Source organism: Enterobacter sp. D2 (assembly GCF_034427575.1).
Lineage (GTDB): Bacteria > Pseudomonadota > Gammaproteobacteria > Enterobacterales > Enterobacteriaceae > Enterobacter > Enterobacter cloacae_M.
In genome coordinates this window covers 325,974-338,597 of sequence record NZ_JAXQPP010000003.1, presented here as the reverse complement: position 1 = coordinate 338,597, position 12,624 = coordinate 325,974, and the positions used below count along the sequence as shown (strand labels likewise).

The window sequence follows — 12,624 nt, the reverse complement described above, 5'->3', positions numbered from 1 at the left end:
TTTGCGATTTATTTGATGCAGAACAAAGTAAAAAGACGAGAGTACAAACGACGGGCGCTTCAGCGATTGTAAAGGCGCGCGAGAAAAATCTGATTAATTATTCAACAAAAACAGTAAAGTAAGCCGGGTGCTGAGCCGCACCCGGCAGGGAAAGTTACTGCTGCAACCACCAGACGGCTTCAAACGGACGCAGCGACGTCGTTTGCGGTGTCGGGTAGTTACTCATCAACACCTGCAACTTACCGCTGAGAAAGTCTGTCTGCCATTCCTGAGGCGTATTACTCAGGTTCGCCGCAACGATCAGGGTCTGCCCCTGCCACTGGCGACGGTAGCACCAAAAAGAAGGGTGTTCCGGCAGGAGATCCTCATAATCCCCCCACGTCAGCACCGGCAGGGTTTTGCGCAGGCTAATCAGCGACTGATAGGTATAGAAGACGGAATCCGCATCGTCGAGCGCCGCGCGGGCGTTCACCGTCTCGTAGTTATCGCAGACCCCAATCCACGGCTCGCCCTCGGTAAAACCCGCATTGTGCGAAGCTTCCCATTGCATTGGGGTTCGCCCGTTATCACGGGACTTACTCGCCAGAATCGCCAGCAATTCCTCAGGCTCGCGGCCGTTGGCGCGCAGTTCGGCGAACATGTTCAGGCTCTCCACGTCGCGGTAATCGGTGATGCGGCTGAAGTGCGGGTTGGTCATCCCCAGCTCTTCGCCCTGGTAGATATACGGCGTGCCCTGCATGCCGTGCAGCACCATGCCGAGCATCTTCGCGGCCTGTACGCGGTATTCTCCTTCGTCACCAAAGCGCGACACGATGCGCGGCTGATCGTGGTTACACCAGAACAGCGCGTTCCAGGCCCTGTTGTGCATGCCCTGCTGCCAGTGGCGGAAGAGGGTTTTCAGCGCCACGAAGTCCGGCTTCGCCTTCGTCCACTTTTCGCCGCCGGGGTAGTCCACCTTCAGGTGATGGAAGTTAAAGGTCATCGACAGCTCGCTGCCGTCGAGCGAGGCGTACTGCTGGCAGTTCTCCAGCGAGGTCGAGGACATCTCGCCCACCGTCATCAGGTTGCGCGGGGTGAAGACGTCCCGGCTCATCTCCTGCAGATATTCGTGAACGCGCGGCCCGTCGGTATAGAAGCGGCGGCCGTCTCCGGTGTTGTCGTCCGGGAAATCCTGATCTTTTGAAATCAGGTTAATCACGTCGAGACGCAAGCCGTCCACGCCGCGATCGGCCCAGAACTCGCACACCTTTTTCAGCTCGGCGCGCACTTCAGGGTTTTCCCAGTTGAGGTCCGCCTGCTCCGGGGCGAACAGGTGCAGATAGTACTGCTCGCTCTCGGCGTGCCAGCGCCAGGCGTTGCCGCCAAACTTGGAGCGCCAGTTGTTGGGAAGCTGCTCCGGCGTGCCGTCGCGCCAGATGTAGAACTGGCGGTACGGGCTCGCTTTGTTCAGCGACTCGCGGAACCAGGCGTGCTGCGTGGAGGTGTGGTTAAACACCATATCCAGCACGATGCGAATGCCGCGCTCGTGCGCCCGGGCAACCAGCTCGTCGAAATCATCCAGCGTGCCGTAGGCCGGATCGATGGCGGTGTAATTCGCCACGTCGTAGCCGTTATCCACCTGCGGGGAGATATAAAATGGCGTCAGCCAGATGGCGTCGATGCCGAGGATTTTCAGGTAGTCCAGACGCGTCGTCACGCCGCGCAGATCGCCGGTGCCGCTGCCGGTGGTGTCCTGGAAACTCTTTGGGTAAATCTGATAGATGACGCCGTTCTGCCACCAGTGAGGAAGGGTATTCATAATGCGTTCCTGCAAATGCGAAGGGGCGCAACTGCGCCCCGAAAGAAGAAGTTAAACAATCTGCAGCGAGCCCTGACGGAACTTACGCTGGTAAACCACGGTGGTGAGCGCCATTGGGACGATAATCGCGATGGCCATCGCCAGGGCAAACACCTGCCAGTAAGCGGGCTGGATGGAGAGAATGCCCGGCAGGCCGCCGACGCCAATCCCGTTCGCCATCACGCCGTTCAGACCACACACCAGGCCAGCCAGACCGGAACCGATCATCGCGCAGAGCATCGGGAAGCGGTACTTCAGGTTGATACCGTACATCGCCGGTTCGGTGACGCCGAGGTAGGCAGAGATGGCCGCCGGAACGGAGATCTCACGCTCGTTGTGCTTGCGGCTGACGATGATGATGCCGGTAACCGCCGACGCCTGTGCAATGTTAGACAGGGCGATAATCGGCCAGACCGGCGTGCCGCCGAGGCTCTGGATCATCTGCATATCAATGGCCAGCGTGGTCTGGTGCACGCCGGTGATCACCAGCGGGGCGTACAGGAAGCCAAACAGTGCGGCTCCAATCGGCGCGAAGCTGCCGGTCATCAGGTGACGCACCGCGAAGGCCACGCCGTCGCCGATCATGCGGCCAAACGGACCGATAAAGGCGTGCGCCAGGAACACCGCCAGAATCAGCGAGCAGACCGGCACCACCACCAGATAGAGGTAATCCGGCACGATGCGCTTCAGGCGCGTTTCAATAAAGCCCAGCGCCAGGCCCGCCAGCAGGGCCGGAATGACCTGCGCCTGATAGCCCACTTTGGCGATAGTAAACAGGCCGAAGTTCCACACCTCAGGCACCTGCTGACCAAGTAAGTAAGCATTCATTAACTGTGGAGAGACCAGCGTGACGCCCAGCACGATACCGAGAATCGGCGTGCCGCCCATCTTGCGCACCGCGGACCAGCAAATCCCGACCGGCAGATAGAAGAAGATCGCCTCGCCAATCAGCCACAGGAAATCGTAAACGGTTTTCAGCGCCGGATACATCTGCGCCAGGGTTTTGCCGTCGCTCATCGGTACATCGCCGATGACGTTACGGAAGCCTAAGATTAAGCCCCCGCTGATCAGCGCGGGCAGCAGCGGGAAGAAAATTTCCGCGAAGTGGGAAATCAGCTGCTCGTGCCACTTCATATTCTGGCGCGCGGCCTTCTTCGCCTGCTCTTTATCGGCGGAGGAGTGCCCGGTTGTCGCCAGCAGAGCCTGATAGTAATCGCCCACTTCGGTACCAATAACGACCTGGAACTGCCCGGCGTTGGTGAAGCAGCCTTTGACCATGGAAAGTTCTTCAATGGCCTTCGGGTTGGCTTTGGCCGGATCGTTCAGCACGAAGCGCAGGCGGGTAATGCAATGGCTGACGGTAGCGATGTTTTCGCGGCCACCGACCAGGACGATCAGCCGATCGATATCTGCTTGTTTGACTTTACTCATCATGAAACCTCATGACAGATGGTGAGGGGTGTAATGACCTGAGCGCAAGCCTACTCCTTCAGCGTGACGGCGAAAATGGGAACGTTCCCGAAATCAGGCGAAGATCACAATAATCTGTTTTAGAGGGGTTACGAAAGGTGAGCGGGAATGACGATCTGACGGGGCTCTGAACGCCCGTTTATCTGCTCGATCAGCTGCGCGGCGGCCTGTCTGCCGGACTCGGCGTAGCCCGGATCGACGGTGATGATCTCCGGGTGCAGGAACTTCATCAGCGGCGTGCTGCCGACGCTCGCCACCTGCAGGTTATCGATGCGCTGCTCCTGCAGATATTTGCTCACACCCAGCGCCAGGGTATCCGTGGCGCACACCAGCGCGGTGGTCTGCGGCGTCAGAACGCTGGCGGCCTGCTCGTAGCCCTGCTTCATGCCCAGCCCCGGCAGGGAGGCCACGGCGGAGAGATTGTGCTTTTTGCAAAAAGCCAGGTAGGCCTCATGCCGACGCTTGCCGGTGGTGACGTCCGCGTGCGGGACGCCGAGGAAGCTGATGTGGCGATGGCCTTCGTCAAACAGGCGCTGCATCAGGGTGATAATCGCGCCCTCGTCGTCATAGCAGACGGAGGCAAACCCGTGGGCGTCGCGCGCCAGCAGCACCAGCGAAGGCTGCCAGGGTTTCAGCATCTCATCTTTGATGCCGGTAAAGCCAAACAGCACTACGCCGTCAATGTTGCGCCGCTGGAGCATACCCAGATGCTCTTCGACCAGCTGCACAGAGAACTGGCTCTCCATCATGATCGGATCATACCCCTGCTCGTAGAAGGCGGGCAGCATGGTCTGCACGGCGAGGTTTTCAGACAGAGAATCCAGACGCGAGACAATAATGGCGACGACTTTGTCACTCTGCCCGCGCATGGCGCGCGCGGATCGGGAAGGGGAAAAACCGTGCTGATTCATGACCGCCTCAACGCGCTCGCGGGTGCGTTCGCTGACGCCGCTTTCGTTGTTCAGCACGCGTGAGACGGTCGATTTTCCCACGCCGCTTAAACGCGCGATGTCTTTAATCGTAAGGCGGTTCTGCATGCTGTATTCCCTGTAACAACGACGATGTAGTGAATTGAGCCTAATGCTATAGCGCGATTTCGCTATGGGCAAAGTCTGGTTTACGTTTGGTTTATTTGCAGGGGGGTATAATACCGCCCGAATCGTCATAAAGGGTATGCCTAAATCCCTGGACTGCGCGGCAACACCCTGTTTTTTTTACTTACCGGAGGCTTCATGGATCCCGATCCCACACCTCTCCTGAACGGGAGAATGCGTTCTTTCCGGTAAGCCAGCTTTTGCTGTCTCACCGGCGTGAGGCAGCAACGTCTTAAACGTTCCTGCTTAAAAAATTAAGTGCCTCTCAGGTACGGCCTTGCCACGCCTGAAGGAATTGCTGCGTCCGCATTCGCGGATGCGGAGGAATGACTATGTTTAAAAATATCACCCGGCAGCTGCAGGCGCTGCTGAGCCGCCACCTGCCACACCGTCTTGTTCAGCGCGACCCGCTGCCAAACGCCAAAAACATGGCGGGGGCGGCGATCCCCGCGTCCCTGACCGAACGCTGCCTGAACGTGGCGGCGATGGATGAAAACGAAGTCTGGCGAGCGTTCGGCGGACACCCGGAAGGGCTCAACGCGGCCGAAGTGGAAAAAATCCGCGCCGTACACGGCGATAACCAGATCCCGGCGCAAAAGCCGTCTCCGTGGTGGGTGCACCTGTGGCTCTGCTACCGCAACCCGTTCAACCTGCTGCTGACCGTGCTCGGCCTCATCTCCTACGCGACGGAAGATCTGTTTGCCGCAGGGGTGATTGCCCTGATGGTGGGTATCTCCACGCTGCTGAACTTTATTCAGGAGGCCCGCTCCACCAAAGCGGCGGACGCCCTGAAGGCGATGGTCAGCAACACCGCGACCGTCTCGCGCGTGATTAACGATCTCGGCGAAAACGCCTGGGTGGAGCTGCCTATCGACCAGCTGGTGCCGGGCGATCTGGTGAAGCTGGCCGCGGGAGACATGATCCCGGCGGATTTACGCATCATCCAGGCGCGCGATTTGTTCGTGGCGCAGGCCTCGCTGACCGGGGAATCCCTGCCCGTTGAAAAGGTAGCGCGCAGCCGCGACCCGCAGCAGATGAACCCGCTCGAGTGTGACACCCTGTGCTTTATGGGCACCACGGTGGTCAGCGGCACCGCGCAGGCGATTGTCACCGCCACCGGGGGCAACACCTGGTTTGGACAGCTTGCCGGGCGCGTCAGCGAGCAGGAGAGCGAGCCAAACGCCTTCCAGAAAGGGATTGGCCGCGTCAGCATGCTGCTGATCCGCTTTATGATGGTGATGACGCCGATCGTGCTGCTGATCAACGGCTACACCAAAGGCGACTGGTGGGAAGCGGCCCTGTTCGCGCTCTCCGTAGCCGTCGGCCTGACGCCGGAAATGCTGCCGATGATTGTCACCTCCACGCTGGCGCGCGGGGCGGTGAAGCTCTCTAAACAGAAAGTGATCGTCAAACATCTCGACGCCATCCAGAACTTTGGCGCGATGGACATCCTCTGCACCGATAAAACCGGCACCCTGACGCAGGACAAAATCGTGCTGGAGAACCACACCGATATCTCCGGCAAAACCAGCGAGCGCGTCCTGCACAGCGCGTGGCTGAACAGCCATTACCAGACCGGGTTGAAAAACCTGCTCGACGTCGCGGTGCTGGAAGGGGTGGACGAGGAATCCGCCCGCACGCTCTCCGGCCGCTGGCAGAAGGTGGATGAGATCCCGTTCGACTTCGAGCGCCGCCGCATGTCGGTGGTGGTGAGCGAGCAGACGGACGTGCACCAGCTGATCTGCAAAGGGGCGCTGCAGGAGATCCTCAACGTGTCGACGCAGGTTCGCTATAACGGCGACATCGTGCCGCTGGACGACACCATGCTGCGCCGCATCAAGCGCGTCACCGATAACCTGAACCGTCAGGGGCTGCGCGTGGTGGCGGTCGCGAGCAAGTTCCTGCCCGCGCGCGAGGGTGACTATCAGCGTATCGATGAATCCGATCTGATCCTCGAGGGCTACATCGCCTTCCTCGATCCGCCGAAAGAGACCACCGCGCCGGCGCTGAAGGCGCTGAAGGCGAGCGGTATTACCGTCAAAATTCTCACCGGCGACAGCGAACTGGTGGCGGCCAAAGTGTGCCATGAAGTGGGGCTGGACGCGGGCGACGTGGTGGTGGGGAGCGATATTGAACATCTCTCTGATGACGAGCTGGCGAAGCTTGCCCAGCGTACCACGCTGTTTGCCCGCCTGACGCCGATGCACAAAGAGCGCATTGTCACCCTGCTTAAGCGTGAAGGGCACGTGGTGGGCTTTATGGGCGACGGCATCAACGACGCGCCCGCGCTGCGTGCGGCGGACATCGGTATCTCCGTCGATGGCGCGGTGGATATCGCCCGCGAAGCGGCGGATATCATTCTGCTGGAAAAAAGCCTGATGGTGCTGGAGGAGGGCGTGATCGAAGGTCGCCGTACCTTTGCCAACATGCTCAAGTACATCAAAATGACCGCCAGCTCCAACTTCGGTAACGTCTTCAGCGTGCTGGTGGCGAGCGCGTTTCTGCCGTTCCTGCCGATGCTGCCGCTGCACCTGCTGATCCAGAACCTGATGTACGACGTGTCTCAGGTAGCGATCCCGTTTGATAACGTCGACGACGAGCAGATCCAGAAGCCGCAGCACTGGAACCCGGCGGATCTCGGGCGCTTTATGCTGTTCTTTGGGCCGATCAGCTCCATCTTCGACATTCTGACGTTCTGCCTGATGTGGTTTGTGTTCCACGCCAACACCCCGGAACACCAGACGCTGTTCCAGTCCGGCTGGTTTGTGGTAGGTCTGCTGTCGCAGACGCTGATTGTTCATATGATCCGTACCCGCCGCATTCCGTTCATCCAGAGCCGTGCCGCGTGGCCGCTGATTGTGATGACGGGCATTGTGATGGCGCTCGGTATCGCGCTGCCGTTCTCGCCGCTGGCAGGCTATCTGCAGCTTCAGGCGCTGCCGCTGGGCTACTTCCCGTGGCTGGTGGCAATCCTTGCGGGCTATATGGTGCTGACGCAGATGGTGAAAGGATTCTATGCGCGTCGGTATGGATGGCAGTAAAAACATATCTTCACCCTAACCCTCTCCCTGGAAGGGAGAGGGGACCGCTCGGTGCCGCCTTTCACCCTCGCCCATTGGGGGAGAGGGGACTGGCTTTCCTCCCAAATTCAACAACCTGTGATCTCCGTCGGCGCATTCGCTTGACGACAAATTGAGCGCATGTTAACAGAATGTTTTGCCTTTATTTGGCCCGTCAGATAAGGAACATTCATGTTACGGTACAGTCTCTTAACCGCCGGGCTGATGCTCGGCGCCTCTGCGTTTGCCGCCCCGGCAGGCGATCTCCCTTTGATGCCCTGGCCTGCCAAGGTCGAACGCCCGACGACCCAGGGCGCGCTGGTGCTCAGCAACAACGTATCCATTAGCGTCAGCGGGGACGATCTCGGTGACGCCGTCAGCCGCCTGCGCCAGCGCATGGCCCTGCAAACCGGCTGGACGCTGCAGCCGCAGGCTGAAAAGCCAGACAAACCGACCATCCGCATCGCGATTGCCAAAAAGGTGAAGCCGCAGCCTCTGCCGGACAGCGATGAAAGCTACAGGCTGACGGTGGACGCCAGCGGCGTCGATATCTCCGCCAACACCCGCTTCGGCGCGCTGCGCGCCATGGAAACGCTGCTCCAGCTGATGCAGAACGGCGCGGAAAACACCTCGCTGCCGTGGGGCACCATTGAAGATTCGCCGCGCTTCCCGTGGCGCGGGCTGCTGCTCGACTCGGCGCGTCACTTTATTCCGCTGCCGGATATCAAGCGCCAGATCGACGGCATGGCCGCGGCGAAGCTCAACGTCCTGCACTGGCACCTGACCGACGATCAGGGCTGGCGCTTCAGCTCGAAGCGCTACCCTAAGCTGACGCAGCTTGCCAGCGACGGGCTGTACTACACGCCTGAACAGATGCGCGAGGTGGTGCGTTACGCCGCCGAGCGCGGTATCCGCGTGGTGCCGGAGATCGACATGCCGGGCCACGCCTCGGCGATTGCCGTGGCCTATCCGGAGCTGATGAGCGCGCCGGGGCCGTACGCCATGGAACGCCACTGGGGCGTGCTGAAGCCGGTGCTGGATCCGACAAAAGATGCAACTTACGCTTTTGCCGACGCAATGGTCAGCGAACTGGCGGCGATCTTCCCCGATCCGTATCTGCATATCGGCGGTGACGAGGTCGACGACAGCCAGTGGAAAGCGAACGCCGCGATCCAGAATTTCATGCGCGACAACAGGCTGGCGGACAGCCACGCGCTGCAGGCGTACTTCAACCGTAAACTGGAGACGATCCTTGAGAAGCATCACCGGCAGATGGTCGGCTGGGACGAGATCTACCATCCCGACCTGCCGAAAAGCATTCTGATCCAGTCCTGGCAGGGCCAGGACGCGCTGGGGCAGGTGGCGCAGAACGGCTACAAGGGCATTCTCTCCACCGGTTTCTATCTCGACCAGCCCCAGTCCACCGCCTATCACTACCGCAACGAAATTGTCCCGCAGGGTCTGAACGGCGTGGACGTGATTGCAGACACCGACAGCGTCCAGAGCTGGGCCTTTTCCATGCCGCGCCTGAAGGGCAAGCCGGTGGAGGGGAGCTTCACGCTGGTGAAAGGAGACGCAGGCTGGCGCGGATTTATTGATTTTGCCGGGAAATCGCGCCGCGCGTTGCAGGATATTGAATGGCGCGATGACAGCCAGGTGACCTTCACCGTCGATACGTGGATGGGCGAGACGCGCCCGGTGGTCTCCGTTGATAACGACAAGCTCACCGGCTATTTCCTGGTGGGGAATACGCGTTACCCAATCAGCGGCACGCGTCTGGACGCGGTGCCGAAAGGCATTCCTCCCGTCGTGCCGGACGTGGCGAATCAGGCCAACCTGCTCGGCGGGGAAGCCGCGCTGTGGGCGGAAAACGTGGTGGCGCCGGTGCTGGATATCCGCCTGTGGCCGCGCACCTTCGCGGTGGCGGAGAGGCTGTGGTCCGCGCAGGACGTCAACGACGTCGATAACATGTACACTCGCCTGCAGGCGATGGACAGCTGGTCGACGGTGTCGGTCGGGCTGCAGCAGCATACCCAGCAGCAGGTGCAGTTCACGCGCCTTGCCGGTAATGCCGACACGCTGCCGCTGCAGATCCTCGCGCAGGCGGTAGAGCCCGCGCAGTATTACACCCGCCAGCACCTGAAGTTCCAGGCCGGAAACTATCATCAGTTCGAGCCGCTCAACCGCTTTGCGGATGCGCTGAACGCCGAAAGCGCCACCGTGCGCCAGATGAACAAATGGGCCGACCGTCTGGTGAGCGACGCCGAGGATACCGAAAGTGCCGACGCGCTGCGCCATGTGTTTAACCGCTGGCAGAGCAATACCAGCGATGCGCTGGCACTGAGTGAAAACAGCTATCAGCTGAAGGCGATCAAGCCGGTGATTCAGGAGGTGGATAAGCTGGCCTCGATTGGCCTGAGGCTCACCGATCTGGTAGCGCGTCAGGGCACGCTGGACGATAAAGAGATCGCCTCAATTCAGAGCGAGCTGGATAACGCGGCGAAGGTTCAGGACGAAGTGGTGATTGCGGCGGTGTACCCGCTGGAGACGCTGCTGCGCGCGACGCGGAATCAGTAACCCTCTCCCAGGGGGAGAGGGAATTTATACACCCTCTCCCTTTGGGAGAGGGCCGGGGTGAGGGAATCAGACGACTCAGTGCTTAAGCACCCACGCCTCTTTCCAGTGTGAACCTGTGCCCGGCTCAAACTGGGTCGCATACTTGCTCCACTGCACGCAGTAGCCGCTGTACGGGAAAGGCTTACACTGGTAGGTCTTACCGTCTTTTGGCTGCAGCACCACGGTGCCCGCTTTGTACGACGCGATGTTATCCGGGAAGATGTAGTCATGCTGACCGGTGCTGTTGTCCGCCGCGGCTTCCTCTTCCAGCATCAGGTTCAGCACATCCTGCGCAAACAGCGTGCCGTCTTTATTGGTGGCGTAGTACTTCAGCATGTGGTGACCCGCCTCAACGCCGGTCAGCGTCAGGGTGACGTCCTGATTAGCGTTGTTCATCTCCTGCTTCAGATACCCTTTTTCCGCCCCGTGATGGTTCATGACGTGGGCTTCGAAATCGACGTTACCGTGGGTATTCACATGGAAGGTGACGGTCGCATTGCCGTTCTCGATTTTGCTGTAGTGCAAATTGCTGACGGCGATGGTTTCGTTTACCTCCTCCTTCTGCTCTTCGTACGAAATCGCAACGGACTGCAGGGCGCTGCCCTCTTTGACGAATACGCTGTTCGCGCCATGGACCGGGCTAATCTCGCCACCCTCATCCTTCACCCCGACGCGAATGTCCTGGTGCGCGGTGTTAATTTTCTGCGCCAGAGCGTACGACCACTGGTTGGCATCCGCCTGCGCGGCCGTGGCGATCGTCATTTCCGTGCGCAGGGACGTCACTTCACCGTGCGCATCGAAGAAGCGAGCAATGACCTTATCGCCGACGTTCAGGTTATTTCCCGCAATCTGGCCGCTGAGGACTTTGCTCCACTCTGATTCAATGCCGGCACCGTCATCCGGGGTAACATTGCCGCCGTTACCGAAATCAACGTCAATGGCCTGGTAGAAACTGTTCGAGGTATCCGCTATTTCCCAGACGCCATAAATCACCTGGTAACCCGTTCGCGCAGGTACATTACAGGTCATGGCTTTCCGCATCGCGGGGGCCTGGCCATTTCCATTCACGGTACAGAACGGGGTTAATTCAAACTGATCGCGGGTCAGGGGTTTATTCGGATCCCAGTTTTGTTTGGTGATGTAGTAACGCCAGTTGGTGGTTTTGTGCGGCGCGGTGTGATACCAGACAAACTCATGTGGGCCGGCAGTCATGGGGCTTTTCGTCCACGCGTTCAGGCTCTGTTTATCCAGCTGGGAGTAATTCGCAATCCCCGCGCTGGCAAGCTGGCCGTCTGGCGGCATCGCACCGCCCGGGAAGCCGGAGGTTTTCTCCACGCTCTGCGGTTCATACTGAACGGAGCCACAGTCAATGTTTTGACCGAGCTTGCACATATAAGCGCGGCTGGCAGGGGATTCAATATATCCGTGCGCTAAAGCGGATGAGGCAACGGTCAGGGTCGCCATCGCAAGGGCAATCTTTGATAATTTCATTGTTAGTCCATTAATAATAAATACGCAGGGTGATGTTATTAATGGCGGGTGGGGAAGGTCATGCTGTGGTGGGAGGAAAAATAACCAAAAAAAATGGACAGCCGAAGCTGCCCATTCTCTGCTGCTATCAATCAGCGACGTACGGCAATCGCTTCGATTTCAATTTTCACGTCTTTTGGCAGACGAGCCACTTCCACGCAGGAGCGCGCCGGGAAAGAGGCGTTATGCTCGGTGAAGAACGCTTCGTAAGTGGCGTTAACGGTGGCGAAATCGTTCAGATCTTTCACGAAAACGGTGGTTTTCACGATATCGCCCACTTTCAGACCGGCAGATTCAACGATAGCCTGCACGTTTTCCAGCGACTGACGCGCCTGTGCCGCGACGTCTTCCGGCACCGCGCCGGTTTTTGGGTCCACCGGGATCTGACCGGAAGTGATGATCATGCTACCCAGATCAACGCCCTGAACGTAAGGGCCGATAGCCGCGGGTGCATTTTCCGTCGCGAGTACTTTGCTCATGTTTTCTCCAGAATGACAGCGTTAAGAATGTTCCCGGCCATTATAACAGCCGGGATTTCATTACCAACCTCAATTAGTTGGCCAGCACCACATAATGAGAAAACTCTTTTTCGCAGTATTTGCATTTGAGCGCGATGTCATCGGCACGTTTTTTCACTGCAAAGCTGGAAGAAACCGGCTCAGCGTGACTGATGCAGTTGCTGTTCGGGCAGACCAGTACGCTTTCGATGCGATCCGGCAGGCTCGGGCGGGATTTGCCGACCACTTCATACTCGTCGATGCGGTTGACGGTGGCGTCCGGCGCGTACAGCGACAGCTGGTTGACCTGCTCGTCGGTCAGGAACGTGTTCTCGATTTTAATCAGGTCCTTGCGGCCCATCTCGCCGGACGGCAGGTTCAGGCCGATGGTGATGCGCTGGTCCGTTTCGGTCAGTTTGAACAGCGTCAGCAGCTTAAAGCCCACCTGCGCAGGGATGTGGTCAATCACGGTGCCACGCTTGATGGCTTCAACCTGGAGTTTGTTATCGTGCGTCATGGTC

General features: G+C 59.2%; 8 protein-coding genes. 2 read left to right on the top strand and 6 right to left on the bottom strand.

Annotated features, from left to right (window positions below; genetic code table 11):
• Nucleotides 1-154: 154 nt before the first annotated feature.
• The 3 genes from treC to treR all read right to left on the bottom strand — a co-directional run bounded on the left by treC (nt 155) and on the right by treR (nt 4,344).
• Nucleotides 155-1,798, bottom strand: a complete 1,644-nt coding sequence (gene treC, locus SPG90_RS17040; RefSeq protein WP_322408254.1) for an alpha,alpha-phosphotrehalase — start codon at nt 1,796-1,798, stop codon at nt 155-157.
• 51 nt (nt 1,799-1,849) lie between these two features.
• A complete protein-coding gene (gene treB, locus SPG90_RS17035; RefSeq protein ID WP_029739268.1) occupies nt 1,850-3,268 on the bottom strand; it encodes a PTS trehalose transporter subunit IIBC in 1,419 nt (472 codons plus the stop codon).
• Between the two features lie 128 nt (nt 3,269-3,396).
• Nucleotides 3,397-4,344 (bottom strand): trehalose operon repressor TreR, encoded by a 948-nt coding sequence (gene treR, locus SPG90_RS17030; protein WP_322408253.1) that lies wholly within the window; start codon nt 4,342-4,344, stop codon nt 3,397-3,399.
• Nucleotides 4,345-4,733: 389 nt separating this feature from the next.
• On the opposite strand from treR, the gene mgtA reads away from it, so the two are divergent.
• Together mgtA and SPG90_RS17020 are read left to right on the top strand one after the other, a co-directional pair.
• Nucleotides 4,734-7,442, top strand: coding sequence for a magnesium-translocating P-type ATPase (gene mgtA, locus SPG90_RS17025; RefSeq protein WP_047742989.1), 2,709 nt, complete (start codon nt 4,734-4,736; stop codon nt 7,440-7,442).
• 210 nt (nt 7,443-7,652) lie between these two features.
• Nucleotides 7,653-10,037, top strand: coding sequence for a beta-N-acetylhexosaminidase (locus tag SPG90_RS17020; RefSeq protein ID WP_322408252.1), 2,385 nt, complete (start codon nt 7,653-7,655; stop codon nt 10,035-10,037).
• 75 nt (nt 10,038-10,112) lie between these two features.
• Here SPG90_RS17020 and gbpA read toward each other — a convergent pair whose 3' ends face one another.
• The 3 genes from gbpA to pyrI all read right to left on the bottom strand — a co-directional run bounded on the left by gbpA (nt 10,113) and on the right by pyrI (nt 12,620).
• On the bottom strand, nt 10,113-11,567 hold the full coding sequence (gene gbpA, locus SPG90_RS17015) for an N-acetylglucosamine-binding protein GbpA (RefSeq protein WP_322408251.1): 1,455 nt from the start codon (nt 11,565-11,567) through the stop codon (nt 10,113-10,115).
• Nucleotides 11,568-11,698: 131 nt separating this feature from the next.
• Entirely contained in the window at nt 11,699-12,085 is a 387-nt protein-coding gene (gene ridA, locus SPG90_RS17010) for a 2-iminobutanoate/2-iminopropanoate deaminase (RefSeq protein ID WP_322408250.1), read from the bottom strand.
• A 73-nt stretch (nt 12,086-12,158) separates the two neighbouring features.
• Nucleotides 12,159-12,620, bottom strand: a complete 462-nt coding sequence (gene pyrI, locus SPG90_RS17005) for an aspartate carbamoyltransferase regulatory subunit (RefSeq protein ID WP_023310197.1) — start codon at nt 12,618-12,620, stop codon at nt 12,159-12,161.
• Nucleotides 12,621-12,624 lie beyond the last annotated feature (4 nt).

Bases quoted from the DNA above. Each gene is read 5' to 3' on its own strand.
- treC (WP_322408254.1), bottom strand. From the start codon at position 1,798: ATGAATACCCTTCCTCACTGGTGGCAGAACGGCGTCATCTATCAGATT.
- ridA (WP_322408250.1), bottom strand. From the start codon at position 12,085: ATGAGCAAAGTACTCGCGACGGAAAATGCACCCGCGGCTATCGGCCCT.
- treB (WP_029739268.1), bottom strand. From the start codon at position 3,268: ATGAGTAAAGTCAAACAAGCAGATATCGATCGGCTGATCGTCCTGGTC.
- treR (WP_322408253.1), bottom strand. From the start codon at position 4,344: ATGCAGAACCGCCTTACGATTAAAGACATCGCGCGTTTAAGCGGCGTG.
- mgtA (WP_047742989.1), top strand. From the start codon at position 4,734: ATGTTTAAAAATATCACCCGGCAGCTGCAGGCGCTGCTGAGCCGCCAC.
- pyrI (WP_023310197.1), bottom strand. From the start codon at position 12,620: ATGACGCACGATAACAAACTCCAGGTTGAAGCCATCAAGCGTGGCACC.
- gbpA (WP_322408251.1), bottom strand. From the start codon at position 11,567: ATGAAATTATCAAAGATTGCCCTTGCGATGGCGACCCTGACCGTTGCC.
- SPG90_RS17020 (WP_322408252.1), top strand. From the start codon at position 7,653: ATGTTACGGTACAGTCTCTTAACCGCCGGGCTGATGCTCGGCGCCTCT.